Source organism: Micromonospora sp. NPDC049204, from assembly GCF_040647935.1.
Classification (GTDB): domain Bacteria; phylum Actinomycetota; class Actinomycetes; order Mycobacteriales; family Micromonosporaceae; genus Micromonospora.
Map to the genome: position 1 here is coordinate 262,685 of NZ_JBEZDC010000006.1, position 14,211 is coordinate 276,895.

11 protein-coding genes are annotated in these 14,211 nt (G+C 73.6%); 3 read left to right on the forward strand and 8 right to left on the reverse strand.

All coding sequences use genetic code 11. The annotated features are described in order from the left end of the window. The first annotated feature begins 2 nt into the window (after positions 1 to 2). Complete coding sequence (locus AB0A90_RS14570; RefSeq protein ID WP_357246769.1) at positions 3 to 434, forward strand: Rrf2 family transcriptional regulator; 432 nt, start codon at positions 3 to 5, stop codon at positions 432 to 434. An 82-nt stretch (positions 435 to 516) separates the two neighbouring features. Here the strand turns inward: AB0A90_RS14570 and AB0A90_RS14575 are convergent, their stop codons facing one another. From AB0A90_RS14575 to AB0A90_RS14605, 7 genes are all read right to left on the reverse strand, one after another. After that, positions 517 to 717: a hypothetical protein gene (locus AB0A90_RS14575; RefSeq protein WP_357246772.1), complete on the reverse strand. Its 201-nt coding sequence runs from the start codon at positions 715 to 717 to the stop codon at positions 517 to 519. A gap of 216 nt (positions 718 to 933) precedes the next feature. Further along, positions 934 to 2,247, reverse strand: coding sequence for a DEAD/DEAH box helicase (locus tag AB0A90_RS14580; RefSeq protein ID WP_357246775.1), 1,314 nt, complete (start codon positions 2,245 to 2,247; stop codon positions 934 to 936). Between the two features lie 221 nt (positions 2,248 to 2,468). Continuing rightward, a complete protein-coding gene (locus tag AB0A90_RS14585; RefSeq protein WP_007464836.1) occupies positions 2,469 to 2,672 on the reverse strand; it encodes a cold-shock protein in 204 nt (67 codons plus the stop codon). Between the two features lie 226 nt (positions 2,673 to 2,898). After that, complete coding sequence (locus AB0A90_RS14590) at positions 2,899 to 6,399, reverse strand: ATP-dependent DNA helicase (protein WP_357246778.1); 3,501 nt, start codon at positions 6,397 to 6,399, stop codon at positions 2,899 to 2,901. A gap of 27 nt (positions 6,400 to 6,426) precedes the next feature. Further along, positions 6,427 to 10,134: an ATP-dependent DNA helicase gene (locus AB0A90_RS14595; RefSeq protein WP_357246780.1), complete on the reverse strand. Its 3,708-nt coding sequence runs from the start codon at positions 10,132 to 10,134 to the stop codon at positions 6,427 to 6,429. 178 nt (positions 10,135 to 10,312) lie between these two features. Beyond that, positions 10,313 to 10,858 carry a TIGR00730 family Rossman fold protein gene (locus AB0A90_RS14600; RefSeq protein ID WP_357246783.1) on the reverse strand — a complete coding sequence of 182 codons (546 nt, stop codon included), beginning with the start codon at positions 10,856 to 10,858 and terminating at the stop codon, positions 10,313 to 10,315. Further along, the gene (locus AB0A90_RS14605) at positions 10,858 to 11,724 is read right to left on the reverse strand and encodes a TIGR00730 family Rossman fold protein (protein ID WP_357246786.1); all 867 of its coding nucleotides are present in this window, start codon (positions 11,722 to 11,724) and stop codon (positions 10,858 to 10,860) included. The genes AB0A90_RS14600 and AB0A90_RS14605 overlap by 1 nt, the downstream gene beginning before the upstream one ends. Positions 11,725 to 11,877: 153 nt before the next feature. Here AB0A90_RS14605 and AB0A90_RS14610 point away from each other — a divergent pair, with 153 nt between their 5' ends. Then, positions 11,878 to 12,051: a hypothetical protein gene (locus tag AB0A90_RS14610; protein ID WP_357246789.1), complete on the forward strand. Its 174-nt coding sequence runs from the start codon at positions 11,878 to 11,880 to the stop codon at positions 12,049 to 12,051. Between the two features lie 42 nt (positions 12,052 to 12,093). Here the strand turns inward: AB0A90_RS14610 and dapE are convergent, their stop codons facing one another. Beyond that, entirely contained in the window at positions 12,094 to 13,167 is a 1,074-nt protein-coding gene (gene dapE, locus AB0A90_RS14615; protein ID WP_357246792.1) for a succinyl-diaminopimelate desuccinylase, read from the reverse strand. 78 nt (positions 13,168 to 13,245) lie between these two features. Here dapE and dapD point away from each other — a divergent pair, with 78 nt between their 5' ends. Continuing rightward, the gene (dapD, locus tag AB0A90_RS14620) at positions 13,246 to 14,205 is read left to right on the forward strand and encodes a 2,3,4,5-tetrahydropyridine-2,6-dicarboxylate N-succinyltransferase (protein ID WP_357246795.1); all 960 of its coding nucleotides are present in this window, start codon (positions 13,246 to 13,248) and stop codon (positions 14,203 to 14,205) included. Positions 14,206 to 14,211 lie beyond the last annotated feature (6 nt).

Sequence of the window (14,211 nt, forward strand, 5' to 3'; positions counted from 1 at the left end):
CGGTGTACGTCTCCGCGCGCAGCGACTACGCGCTCCGGGCGATGCTCGCCGTCGCCGCCGGTGGCGGCGGCGGCGAGTTGGTCAAGGCGGCCAGCCTGGCCGAGGTGCAGGACATCCCGCTCAGCTTTCTCCAGGGCATCCTGCTCGACCTGCGCCGAGCGGGTCTGCTGCACAGTCACCGCGGCGCCGACGGCGGGTACGCCCTCACCCGCCCAGCCGACGAGATCACCGTGGGCGACGTGTTGCGCGCGGTCGGCGGTTCGCTCACCACGGTGCGCGGACTGCCGGCCGAGCGCGCCGGCTACCACGGAGTGGCCGCCGGGCTGACCGACGTCTGGCTGGCGGTGCACGGGGCGATCGCCACGGTGGTCGACAGCACCACCCTGGCCAATCTGCTCACCCACAACTCGACCGACCGCGCCCCCACCACCTGAAAGCGGCGGAGGCGGTGTGGTCGGGTCGGCGCCCCGCCGAGCCGACCACACCGCTGGCCCGCGCCGGCCCACCGGCCACTGGTCAGCCCACGTGTGCGACCACCGGGCCGAGGCCCGGGTCGTCGGGGCTGCGCAGCTCCACCAGGCTGCCGGGAGCGTTACCCGCCGAGGTGGCGTGCCAGGGTGCGAAGGCCGCGACCATGGCGAGCAACAGACCGGCGAGCGCGAGCGCGACCACCAGGATCAATTCGCGCACCGCACCCGAGCCGACCTCGCCCGCCATGGTCACCCCTCCCGCGCCGGGCCCCCCGCCCGACTTCCCCCGCTGGCCAGCTTCGACCACGGACAGCCAGGGCACAATCGGCCAGCCGACCCAGCCGAGGCTGATAACCGACTGAGCCGTGTGGTCGGCCGGCCGACCGGGCGGCGCGTCGCTCGCCGCAGACAGACCGACCCGCCTCGCCGAAGCGGGGCGGGTCGGTCGAAGCGCGAAAAGAGATCAGACGGTACGCGGGCGGCGCGGGCGGCGCGACCGACCCGACGCGCGGTGCGCCGGACGGGCGGTGCCGTCGGCGACCGCTCCGCCACCGGTGCGGACCCGAGCGGCGGGCGCCGGCGGGGCGACGATGGTCACCGGCACGCCGGACGGCTCGCGGGCACCGGTGACCCGGGCCAACGACCCGTCACCCGGACGCACCTGAACCGACTCGGGTCGGATGCCGGCAACTGCCATCAGTCGCGACACGTCCCGGCGCTGCTCGGGCAGGACCAGGGTGACCACGGAACCGGACTCGCCGGCCCGCGCGGTCCGGCCGCCCCGGTGCAGGTAGTCCTTCGCCTCGGTCGGCGGGTCCACGTTGACCACCATGTCCAGGCCGTCGACGTGGATGCCCCGGGCCGCCACGTCGGTGGCCACCAGGGCGGTCACCTGACCGTTGCGGAACTGCTCCAGGATGCGGGTGCGCTGCGGCTGGGACTTGCCACCGTGCAGCGCGGCCGCGCGTACCCCCTTGGAGAGCAACTGGCGGGCGAGCCGGTCGGCGCGGTGCTTGGTGCCCATGAACAGGATGGTGCGGCCCTCACGGGCGGCGATCCGGGTCAGCGCGTCGGGCTTGTCCACGGCGTCGACGTGCAGCACGTGGTGGGTCATCGCGGTGACCGTGGCGGTGCCCGGGTCGACCGAGTGGGTGACCGGGTGGCTCAGGAAGCGGCGGACCAGCCGGTCCACGCCGCCGTCCAGGGTGGCGGAGAAGAGCATCCGCTGCCCCTGCGGCGCGACCTGCTCCAGCAGTTTGGTGACCTGCGGCAGGAAGCCCATGTCGGCCATCTGGTCGGCCTCGTCCAGCACGGTGATCTCGACCTGGTCGAGGCGGGCGTCGCCCCGGTTGATCAGATCGTGCAGCCGGCCGGGGGTGGCGACAACCACCTCGGCGCCGGCCCGCAGCGCGTCCGCCTGCCGCTGCAACGACAGCCCGCCGACGACCGTGGCGCAGCGCAGCCCGACGGCGCGGGCGTACGGGGCCAACGCGGTGGTGACCTGCTGGGCCAGCTCACGGGTCGGCACCAGCACCAGGGCCAGCGGACGACCCGGCCGGGCCTTACGGCCGGCGGTGCGGGACAGCAGCGGAAGCCCGAAGGCGAGCGTCTTGCCGGAGCCGGTACGACCGCGGCCCAGGACGTCCCGCCCGGCGAGCGAGTCGGGCAGCGTCGCCGTCTGGATCGGGAACGGCTCGGTGATGCCCTGCGCGGTCAGCGCGGTGAGCAGCGCCGGCGCCAGACCGGTATGAGCGAAAGAAGGAATAACTGTGGTCATGCGGAAGCCTTCCTCGACGCGGCACGTGTCGAGGGAGGGCGCCGAAGGTGGCGCTGTCACCGGCGGCCAGGGCAGCCAGGACTCACAAGCACGAACCGATTGGAGTACGGGCCGGCCCGCCGCCGGGCCGCCGCCTGCGTGTGCAGGCGGCGGCGAGGCGGGCCGGTCCCGTCACCGTCACACCCGGAGGGCGCGACAGGTAATGCTGACCGATCCGAAGATCAGAGCGGGCGGATGTTCTCCGCCTGCGGGCCCTTCTGGCCCTGGGTCACCTCGAACTCGACCCGCTGGTTCTCGTCCAGGCTCCGGTAGCCGGAGGACTGGATCGCCGAGAAGTGTGCGAAGACGTCAGCGCCGCCGCCGTCCGGGGTGATGAAGCCGAAGCCCTTGTCAGCGTTGAACCACTTCACGGTGCCAATAGCCATGTGTTTCGTCTCCTTGACGGAACGTCGGACACGCACGTGTTGCGTGCCCGAAGAGGAGCGCTCCGCGCGGGGATGCGCGAATCGCCTGTCGCTTCTGGTCGCCCCGCCCGGAGAACTCCGGACACAACAAAGAGCGCCTGGGGCCACAATCCCGCCAGGCGCACACAGAGTCTCTGGTAACCAAAACTGCAACCCGGTCAACGTATCATGGTTTTCCCGCGAGCGGTCAAGCTTGGGCAGAATCTTCGGGCAACTGGGCGATCATGGCCGTGAGCCCCGTCACATCCAACAGATCGGCGGGCCGAACCGTCACCCCGTGCCGGACGTAGTGGAACGCCGCGCCCACCCGGTCCACCGGCACACCAGCCAGTTCCGCCCAGGCCAACCGGTACACGGCCAGCTGCACCGCGGCCACCTCCGCCGCCGGCCCCGAGGGCTGTGCGCCGGTCTTCCAGTCGACCACGTCGAACCGCCCACCGGGCCGGGCGAAGACCGCGTCCATCCGCCCCCGCACCACGACCCCGCCGATCACCGTCGCGAAGGGGACCTCCACCTCCACCGGTGACCGGTCGGCCCACTCGCTGGCCAGGAACCGCTCCTGAAGCTCCACCAGCGCCTCGTCGGGCGCGGCATCCGCGTCGGCCGCACCGGGCAGCTCGTCCAGGTCCAGCAGGCGGTCAGCACCGAAGCGCTGCTCCAACCAGGCGTGGAAGGCGGTGCCTCGGCGGGCGTACGGGTTGGGCTCGGCCGGCACCGGGCGGCGCAGCGTACGGGCCAGGGCCGCCGGGTCGCGCCGCAACGCCACCAGCTGGGTGACGCTCAACTGCCCGGGCAGGACCACCTCGACCGCACCGGAGAGCCGGGTCAGCTCGGCCCGCTCGGCCAGCAGCAGATCCGCCTCGCGCTGCCAGCGCGCCACCTCCGGGTCGACCTCCGGCTCGACCGGCCCGACCGCCTCGGTCTCCGACCCGATCGGCGTCACCGGCCCGACCGCCTCGGTCTCCGACCCGATCGGCGTCACCGGCCCGACCACACGCGCCGGCCCGACCGGCCCGGGGAGCACCGGCCCGACCGGCCCGGGGAGCACCGCGGCCGGCCCGTCGGCCATCAGGCGGCGTACCAGCCCGGCCGCCTCGGCCAACTCCGGTCGGCGGCCACCCAGCGGGTCGGCCGGCCACTCCGCGCGGACCACCACCTCGGCGGTGGGGTTCGTGGCATCCGGGGTCGGCTCCGGTGCCCAGGCGTCGATCAGGTGCCCCGGCCCACCGTCGAGGCAGGCGTCGTACATCTCACGCAGGAAGACCGACGGACCGCGCGGTCGCTTCGTCCCCTCCCCCCACCAGTAACCGGAGCACAGCAGCAGCCGGCGCGGCCGGGTGACCGCCACGTACGTCAGGCGGCGTTCCTCCCGCTCGTCGTGTGCCCGCCAGGCGTCGGTGAAGTCGTTCACCGCCCGTGCCACGGCCCGCTGGTCGGCGGCCTCGTCGAGCGCCAGCTCGGGCAACCCGTCGGCGTCGCCGCGCAGGGGGAACGGCAGCACCCCCAGTCCGCCCAGCCAGTGATCGGAGTTACGCACCGGCCCCGGCCACGACCCACGACACAGGCCGGCCACCGCCACCACGTCCCACTCCAGGCCCTTGGCGGCGTGCGCGGTGACCACCTGCACCGCGCCCTCCACGACCTCCACCTCACCCGGCGCCAGTCCGCGCTCCTCGTCCTCGGCGGCGGCCAGGTAGGACAGGAACCCGGACAGTGTCGCGCCGGGCGTCTCCCCGCTGAAGCGGGCCGCCACGTCACCCAGCGCGTCCAGGTGACCCCGGGCCAGACCGGCGTCGCCGGCACCGTCCCGGCCGGCCCGCACCGCGACCTCCACGTCCAGGCCGATGGTCCGCTCGATGTCCGCGATCAGATCCGGCAGCGCCTGGTCCAGCCGGTACCGCAACAGCGCCAGCTCCATGCCGTACGCGCGCAGCCGCGCGAAGCCCTCCGCCGAGTACGCCTGCGCCGGGCCGAGATCGGCCAGCGCCTCCACCAGGGTCGCCTCGTCCAGCAGATCGGGGCTGATCTCCGCGTCGTCGTCGGCGGCCAACTGACGACGGGCGTTGGCGATGGCGCGGGCCCGCCGGTGCAACGCCACCAGGTCACGCGGCCCGATCCGCCAGCGGGCGCCGGTGAGCAACCGCAGCAGAGCGGCCCCGTCGGTCGGGTCGGCCAGCACCCGCAGCGTGCAGACCACGTCGCGTACCTCGGGGGTGTCCAGCAGGCCGCCGAGCCCCACCACCTCGACCGGGAGGCCACGCTCACGCAGGGCCGACTCGATCGCCGGAATCTGACTGCGGACCCGGACCAGCACGGCGGTGGTCGGGCGCTGCGCCACCGGGATGTGCTCGGGGGCCGCGCCCGGCATCCGGGCCGCCCCCCGCCACGCGGCCAGCACGCTGTCGGCGATCCAGTCCGCCTCGTCGGCGTACGTGGGCAGCAACGCGCAGTGCACCGTGCCGCCGGCCGTACCGCCGGGGCTGCGGTGCGGGATCGGCTCCCGGACGGTCAGCGCCGAGCGCAGCTCCGGCACCCGGGCACCCGCCGCCCGCAGCGGAGCCGACAAGGCGTTCGCCACCCGGAGGATCTCCGGGCGGTTACGCCAGCTCGTGGTGAGCCCGAGCGCCGGGGCCGGCTCACCGTCGGCGCGGGCGAACTCGGTGGGGAACCGGTCGAGGGTGCCGGCGCTGGCCCCCCGCCAGCCGTAGATGGACTGGCACGGGTCGCCCACCGCGGTCACCGGATGCCCACCGCCGAACAGGGCGTTGAGCAGCACCACCTGGGCGTGGCTGGTGTCCTGGTACTCGTCGAGCAGCACCGCCCGGAAGCGGTCCCGCTCGATCTCGCCGACCCCCGGGTGATCGCGGGCCACCCGGGCCGCCCGGGCGAGCTGGTCGGCGAAGTCCATCGCCTCGAAGTCCTCCTTGCGCCGGGCGTACGCCCGCACCAGCGGCAGCAGGCGCAGCCGGGTCTGTTGCAGGGTGAGCGCCTTGCGTACGTCGGCGTACACCCGGCCCGGCCGGGACTGCACCTCGGCGAAGAACCGACCGGTCCAGGCCGCCAGCTGGTCCGGGGCGACCAGGTGCTCGTCCAACTCCCCGGCGAGCGCCAGCACCGCGTCGGTGATGGTGCTCGGCATCCGGTCCACCTCGGACATGTCGCCGTCGTAGTTGCGCACCAGCAGGTCGACCAACTGCCAGCGGGACGCCTCGGTGAGCAGCCGGGTCGACGGCTCGTAACCGGACCGCAGCCCGTGCTCGGTGACGATCCGCCCCGCGTAGGAGTGGTACGTGGAGACGGTGGGTTCACCGGCGAGCGGGTCGTCCAGCGGGTCGCGGCCCTGCCGGCCGAGTCGGCGGATCAGTTGGTCCAGCCGGGTGCGGACCCGGTGGGCAAGCTCACCGGCCGCCTTACGGGTGAAGGTCAGCCCGAGGATCTGCTCCGGGCGCACGTACGCGTTGGCCACCAGCCAGACCACCCGCGCGGCCATCGTCTCGGTCTTGCCCGACCCGGCTCCCGCGACCACCAGCAGCGGCTCCACCGGGGCGGCGATGATCGCGGCCTGCTCCCGGGTGGGCGCCGGCAACCGCAGCAGCTTGGCCAGCTCCACGGGCGTGTACCGGGGGCCGGAGTCCGCCAGTCGGGGCGCCGGTGTGGGACCCGCGCCGAACAGGGTGGGTTGGCTCACGGTGCTGTCTCAGGATGCGACACCCGCTCACTCCTCGCCCTCACGGTTGCGTCGAACGGTCGGCGGCTCGACGACCTGACGCCCCTGCCCGGAGACCGGGCAGCTGGTGCGGACCGGGCAGACCCGGCACTTCGAGTTGGCCACCGCGGCGAACGTGGCGGCTGCCATCGTATCGGCGGTCCTCCGGACCAGCGCGGTCGCCCAACCGGCCGCCGGTCCCTCGCCGGCCGCCGGCTGGTTCTGTTCCCGGGCGTCCTTCGCGGAGGTGCCGAGTTGCACGAGCGCCGCGCCGCCGGACTCGTCACCGAACTCGGCGAACGCGCCCGCCTCCACCGCCGCCTGGTACGCGCCGAGCTGCGGGTGCTCGGCCAGGTCGGTGCCGGTGACGGCGGTGGACTTGCCGGTCTTCAGGTCGATCACCACGAGCCGTCCGGACTCGTCGACCTCCAGCCGGTCGACCCGGCCGGTCAGGTCGACGGGCCGGTGCGGGTCGTCCAACCGGACCGCGAACTCGTGCTCGATGGCGAGCAACCGGCGCGGATTGGTGGCCAGCCAGCGCAGCAGCTTGTCGACCATCGCCTCGGCGCGTTCCCGCTCCGGCCCGGCCATCCACCGGGCGGCCAACTCGATGGCGTCGAACCGGGCGGCCACGTAGTCGAGCAGCGCACCCCGGTCGGCGCTGGCGTCCTCGGCGAGCATCGCGGCGGCGTGCACCAGGTTGCCCACCCCCTGCGCGGTGCTGGTCGGGCCACTGCCGCCGTGCCGTTCCAGCAACCACCGCAGGCTGCATCGCAGGGCGCTCTCCATGGCCGACGGGGTGACCCGCACCGGCTCCCCGTCCTCGACGAGCGGCCGGTCGTCGGAGAGCGCGCGCAACCCCCACCAGTCGTCCGGGTGCGCGCCGGGAACCCCGGCGGCGGCCAGCCGGGCCAACTGGGCCGCCGCCGCGCGCCGCCGGCCCGCCGGGGCGGCCGGGTCGGTGATGGCGGTACGCAGTTCGGCCACCAGCGCCGGCAGCGTCAGCGCCCGAGGTGGACGGGTCACCGGCAGTGCCCCGGGACGGTCCGGCTCACCGTCATCGCCGGTCGTGCCGTTCGTCGCACCGGCCGCGCCAGTGGTCGTGCCGGCAGTCGCGCCGTTCGTTGCGCCGCCGTTCGCGCTGTTCGGCGCTCCATCGGCGGCGGGCGTGGCCTCAGGTGGGCTGGGGGCGGGGTCCCCGGTGCGCGGACCCGGTGGCGGGGGCGGGTCGGCACTCGGTGGGGTGGGCGGCCCGGCACTCGGCGGGCTGGGCGGCCCGGCACTCGGCGGGGTGGGCGGCCCGGCACTCGGTGGGGTGGGCGGCCCGGCACTCGGCGGGGTGGGCGGCCCGGCACTCGGTGGGGTGGGACCCAGCTCGTGCAGGAACCGGCTCGGCTGCTCCTGGTGGTCGTCACCGCCGACGGCGGCCGAGGCCACGGCGCTGACCAGCAGCCGGTGCCGGGCCCGGCTGATGGCGACGTGGAAGAGCCGGCGCTCCTCGTCCAGCAACGCCGACGTCTGGCCCACCACGTTCGCCCTGGTGGCGCCGTCGACAGAGCGGCCGGCCAGCACGTCGACCAGCCGCTCGGAGCCGAGCAGGCTGCCGCGCAGTCGCAGGTCCGGCCAGATGCCCTCCTGGACGCCGGCCACCGCGACCAGGTCCCATTCCAGGCCCTTGGCGGCGTGCGCGGTGAGCAGGCGTACCGCCGCACCCCGGTCGGCGGTCGGCGCGATGGTGTCGGCCGGCAGGTCCTGGGCGAGCACGTGGTCGAGGAAGACCTCGGTGCGGGCACCGGGCAGCCGGTCGGTGAACCGGGCCGCCGCGTCGAAGAGAACCAGGACGGCGTCGAGGTCCCGGTCGGCCGCCTCGGCCCGCCGCCGCCGGGCCAGGTCCCCCTCGCCGGCCGCCGGCCGCCCCTGGTTGATCGCACCCGCCCAGCGCTCGGCGAGACCGCTGGCCTCCCACACGGCCCAGAGCACGTCCTCGGCGGTCGCGCCCGGCCGGGCGGCGGCTTCGCGTGCGATGGCCAGCAGCCCGGCCACCGCCTGCGCCGGCTCCGCCCAGCGCCGCTCGATGCCGGCCAACTCCTCCGGGTCCTGCAACGCCTCGACGATCAGCTCCCCGGACGGGCGGCGGTCACCGCCGGCCAACGCGAGGGCTCGCAGGCCCTGCCGCAGCCGCCGCTCGGCCAGCGGGTCGGCACCGCCCAGCGACGAGTGCAGCAGCGCGACCGCCGACTCCTCGTCCAGTCGCTCCGGCTCCAGCGCGCAGCGCAGCAGGAGCAGCAGCGGGGCGACCGCCGGTTGCAGGTGCAGGGGCAGATCCTCACCGTGCACCACGGTGGGTACGCCGGCGGCGTGCAGCGCCCGTCGCAGGGTGGGCAGCTGCAACGCGGTGGACCGCACCAGCACCGCCATCCGCGACCAGGGCACGCCGTCGAGCAGGTGGGCCGAGCGCAGCGCGTGGGCCAGCCAGGCGGCCTCACTTGTCGCCGACCGGAAGGTGTGCACCTCGACGGTCCCGGGTGGCGCGTCCGGCAGTGGGTGCAGCCGGCGGTGTGCGGCCGGGCCACGCAGCCGGCGGCCCAGCCGGGCCAGGGCGGCGAGCAGACCAGACCCGGCCCGGTACGACGTGGTCAGCAGCACCTGCGCGGCGGGCGCTCCGGAGGCGGTCCGGAAGCGGTGCGCGAACGTGGTCACCCCGGCCGGGTCGGCGCCGCGGAAGGCGTACGTGGAGGAGTCGGGGTCGGCGAACGCGACGAGCGACTTGCCACCGCCGGCGATCACCGAGAGCAGCTCCAGTTGGGCGGGGTCGGTGTCGGCCAGCTCGTCGAGGTACACGTACGCGAGCCGACGGCGCTCGGCGGCCAGCAGCTCCTCGTCGTCGCGCAGCAGCCCGGTGGCCGCCCGGACCAGCTCCGCCGGGTCGTACGCGATCGAGCCCCGGTTGCTGACGTCGCGCAGCGCGAGCACGGCGACGTACTCCCGGAGGAAGCGGGCGGCGGCCGGCCAGTCGGCGCGGCCGAGCTTCTCACCCAGCCGGGCCAGGTCCATCGGACCCACGCCGCGCTCGGCGGCGCGCATGAGCAGGTCGCGCAGCTGACCGGCGAAGGCCCGGGTCCGCAGGGCCGGGCGCAGGTCGGTCGGCCAGCCGACCGGGTCGTCCTCGGGTTCCTCGCCCACCACGTCCAGCAGCTCGCGGATGATCAGATCCTGCTCCGGGCCGGTCAGCAGGCGGGGTGACGGTTCGCCTCGTTCGGCGGCGGCTCGGCGCAGCAACCCGAAGGCGTACGCCGGGAAGGTGCGCACCAGCGGCTCGCGCAGCACCCGGTGGCCGTCCTGCGCGACCCGGGCCTCGATGCGTTGACGCAGGGCGGTGGCCCCTCGACGGCCGAAGGTCAGCACCAGGATCCGTTCGGGGTCGACCCCCTCGCTCACCCGGGCGGCGACTGCCTCGACAAGCGTGCTGGTCTTGCCGGTGCCGGGGCCGCCGAGCACGAGCATCGGCCCGTTGGTGTGCCCGACCACCTCGGCCTGCACCGGATCGGCCCGCCAACCGCCGCCGTCGACCGTCAGCTCGGACCCGGCCACGCGATCGGGCTCAGCCGACGCGCCACCGGACGTGCCCCCGCGGGCGGGCACGGAAGCGCCGTCCGGCGTCGTCCCGTCCCCCCGCGGCGGTCCCCCGGACCGCCGCACCAACCGGTACGCCTGCATCAGCTCATCCCATCAGACCCATACGACACCCACCCAATCCCCCACGTCACCCTCAACCCCACCCCATCCACCCCCGTCGATCATGAGGTTAGCGGCGCGACACGCCGACAACAGCACCGCCAACTCCATGATCACCGGGGCCGGGGTGGGGTGGGGTGGGGTGTCGGGGCAGGGTGGGTCAGGTTAGGCGGGACTCCAGGGCGTCCAGGGCTTCGGGGACTGTGGTGGTCACCGTCAGGAGGTTGCGGCCTGCTGATCTGAGGAAGTTCTGGTTGGTCAGGCTGTCCAGCCAGTCCAGCAGGGGGCGGTAGAACCCGTCGGTGTCGATCAGCACCATCGGCTTCGCGTGCAGGGCGAGGGTCGCGGTCGTCCAGACCTCGAACAGCTCGTCCAGGGTGCCCAGCCCGCCGGGCAGGGTGAGGAACGCGTCCGACTTGTCGATCATCAGGGTCTTGCGGCCGGCCATCGAGTCGGTCACCAGCAGCTCGTCCGAGGCCAGGTCGGCGACCTCCAGATCGACAAGCGACTGCGGGATCACCCCCAGGGTGCGTCCGCCGGCGGAGCGGGCGCCGTCCGCCAGCGCGCCCATCATGCCGACGCAGCCGCCGCCGCTGACCAGCGTGTGGCCGCGCCGGGCCAGCTCCGCACCGGTCTCGGTGGCCAGGTCCAACCAGCGCTGGTCCAGCGTGCGGGAGGACGCGCAGAAGACGCAGATCGCGGCCATCACCTGTCCCGTGGCTGGTCGGCCGCCTGCGCGGCGGCGGCCTGCTGGTCCGCGCCGGTACGCGCGACCGCCTCGTCGCGGACCGCCTCCTGCTCGACGGAGAGCGCGGCCTCCGCCTCGACGATGTACCGCACCGCGGCGCCGACGTCGTCGGTGAGACAGATCAGGTCCAGGTCGACCGGCCCGATCTTGCCACCGGCGGCCATCGTGTCGCGCATCCAGTTGAGCAGGCCCTGCCAGTAGTCGACTCCCATGAGCACCACCGGGAACCGGGTGACCTTGCCGGTCTGCACCAGGGTGAGCGCCTCGAACAGCTCGTCCATGGTGCCGAACCCACCGGGCAGCACGACGAACGCCTGTGCGTACTTGACGAACATGGTCTTGCGGGCGAAGAAGTAGCGGAAGTCGATCGCCAGGTCGACCCACTCGTTGAGGCCCTGCTCGAACGGCAGCTCGATGCCGAGCCCGACGGAGAGGCCACCGGCCTCGCTGGCGCCGCGGTTGGCGGCCTCCATCACGCCCGGCCCACCCCCGGTGATCACCGCGTAGCCGGCTCGGGCCAGCGCGCCGCCCACCTGCTCGGCCAGTTGGCACTCGGCGCTGTCCGGGCCGCTGCGGGCGGAGCCGAACACGCTGACCGCGGGCGGCAGATCGGCGAGGGTGTCGAAACCTTCGACGAACTCGGAGAGGATGCGCAGCGCGCGCCAGGCGTCCCTGGTCTTCCAGTCGCTCCGCCCACGCGAGTCCAACAACCGTTGATCAGCGGTACTGCTCGGGATCGACCCCCTGCGCAGCGTGACCGCGCCGCGGTGTCGTTCCTGCCCCGGACCGCGACCGGCCTCCCGCCCGTTGTTGCTCTGGCTCATGGGGCAACCGTAGTGGAGCGGCACCTCGCAGGTGTGCGGGGCGGGGACGCCGAGAAATAGTTCGGGATCATGGGCAACTAATTCGCTCCCCCGTACGTCTTACTATTCACATACCGGGTATGCCCGGCGCGCGCCTTCGGGGGAGGAGACAGCGTGATCAGTAACAGCGAGATGATCCGGATCCGTCGCCAGATGCAGCGACGGATCCGAGACGTGGTGGCCGAACGCCGCCGCACCCGACTGCAGGACCCACCCCTGGTCTCCCCCGCCGCCGCGCCCGCAGGAGCCGATCAAGAGGTTTGCGTCGCCGACAACGGGCCCGGCTGACGCAAACCTCTTGATCACCGGGGCGAGCCGGGTCAGGCCGGGTCAGGCTGGGGCCAGCCAGCGGTGCAGGGTTGCCGCGCCGTCGCGGATCTTGCTGATCTCGACGTGCTCGTCCTTGTGGTGGGCCAGGTTCGGGTCGCCGGGACCGAAGTTCAGCGCCGGGATCCCCATGGCCGCGAACCGGGCCACGTCCGTCCAGCCCAGCTTGCCGATCGGCGCCGCGCCCACCGCCGCCAGGAACTCCTTCGCCGGAGCCGCCTCCAACCCGGGGGTCGCACCGGCAGCCGCGTCGGTCACCACCACGTCGAAGCCAGCGAACACCTCCCGCAGGTGCGCCTCCGCACCCGCCGGGTCGCGATCCGGCGCGTACCGGTAGTTGACCTCGATCTCGCACCGGTCGGGGATCACGTTGCCGGCGACCCCGCCGATGATCCGTACCGCGTTCATGCCCTCGCGGTAGTCGCACCCCTCGATGGTGACCCGGCGCGCCTCGTACGTCTGGAGACGCCGCAGCACCTCGGTGGCCGCGTGGATGGCGTTCACCCCGTGCCAGGAGCGCGCCGCGTGCGCCCGCTCGCCCGTCGTCGTCACGAGCGCGCGCATGGTGCCCTGGCAACCCGCCTCGACGATGCCGTACGTCGGCTCCAGCAGCACCGCGAAGTCCGCCTCCAGCCACTCCGGGTAGGCCTGGGCCACCAGGTTGAGCCCGTTGTACCGCGACTCGATCTCCTCGGCCTCGTAGAAGAAGTACGTCACGTCGTAGCGCGGGGCGGGCAGGGTCACCGCCAGGTGCAGCGCGTACGCGGTGCCGGACTTCATGTCCGAGGTGCCGCAGCCGTACATCAGGTCGCCGCGCATGGTCGACGGGAAGTTGTTGTTGAGCGGCACCGTGTCGAGGTGCCCGGCCAACACGACGCGCTGCGCCCGACCGAGGTCGGTACGCGCCATCACGGTGTTGCCGTGCCGGTGGGTGGTCAGGTGCGGTACGCCCCGCAGCACCTCTTCGACACAGTCGGCGATCGCCTTCTCGTTGAGGGACACGGACTCTATGTCGACCAGCGCGCGGGTCAGCTGTACCGGATCGGCGAGGACCTCGGGGGTCAGCGGGTTCTCCATGGTTCGCACGGTACCTTCAGGTCTGTCCGCGCGAGGAGTGAGCTGAGGCCGACCCGGCCGCGACCGAGAGGTGTAACAGTGACGTCCGCAGATTCCGCCTGGGGTATTGGCCTGGCCACGGTCACGGCAGATGAGCAGGTGCTCGACACCTGGTACCCGACCGGCAAGCTGGGCCTCGGTGAGCTGCCGCTGGTCGCCGGGGAGGACAAGTCGGACGTGCTCGACCTGCCGCCGGCGGCGCTCGGTGACCGGGCACTGCCCGGCCTGCGTACCGTCCAGGTGGTCACCGTGATCGGCTCGCTCGACGACCCGATCAAGGACGCCCCGGACGCGTACCTCCGGTTGCACCTGCTCTCGCACCGCCTGGTGCGGCCCAACCAGCTCAACCTCGACGGCATCTTCGCCAAGCTGGCCAACGTGGCCTGGACGTCCGCCGGGCCGTGCCCACCGGAGCGGGTGGACGAGCTGCGGGTGATCGAGCGGGCCGCCGGCCGCCACCTGTCGGTGTATGGGGTCGACAAGTTCCCCCGGATGACCGACTACGTGGTGCCCTCCGGGGTGCGGATCGCCGACGCCGACCGGGTCCGCCTGGGCGCGCACCTGGCGGCCGGCACCACCGTGATGCACGAGGGCTTCGTGAACTTCAACGCCGGCACCGTCGGCACCTCCATGGTCGAGGGGCGGATCGTGCAGGGCGTGCTGGTCGGCGACGGCTCCGACATCGGCGGTGGGGCCTCCATCATGGGCACCCTCTCCGGCGGCGGCACCGACAAGATCAGCATCGGTGAGCGGAGCCTGGTCGGCGCGAACGCCGGCGTCGGGATCTCGCTCGGCGACGACTGTGTGGTCGAGGCCGGCTGCTACATCACCGCCGCGTCGAAGATCACGCTCCCCGACGGCCGGGTGGTCAAGGCCCGTGAGCTGTCCGGCGTCGACGGCCTGCTGTTCTGGCGCAACTCGGTGACCGGCGGGCTGGAGGCCCGGCCCCGCACCGGCCGGGGCATCGAGCTGAACGCCGCCCTGCACGTCAACAACTGACGGACC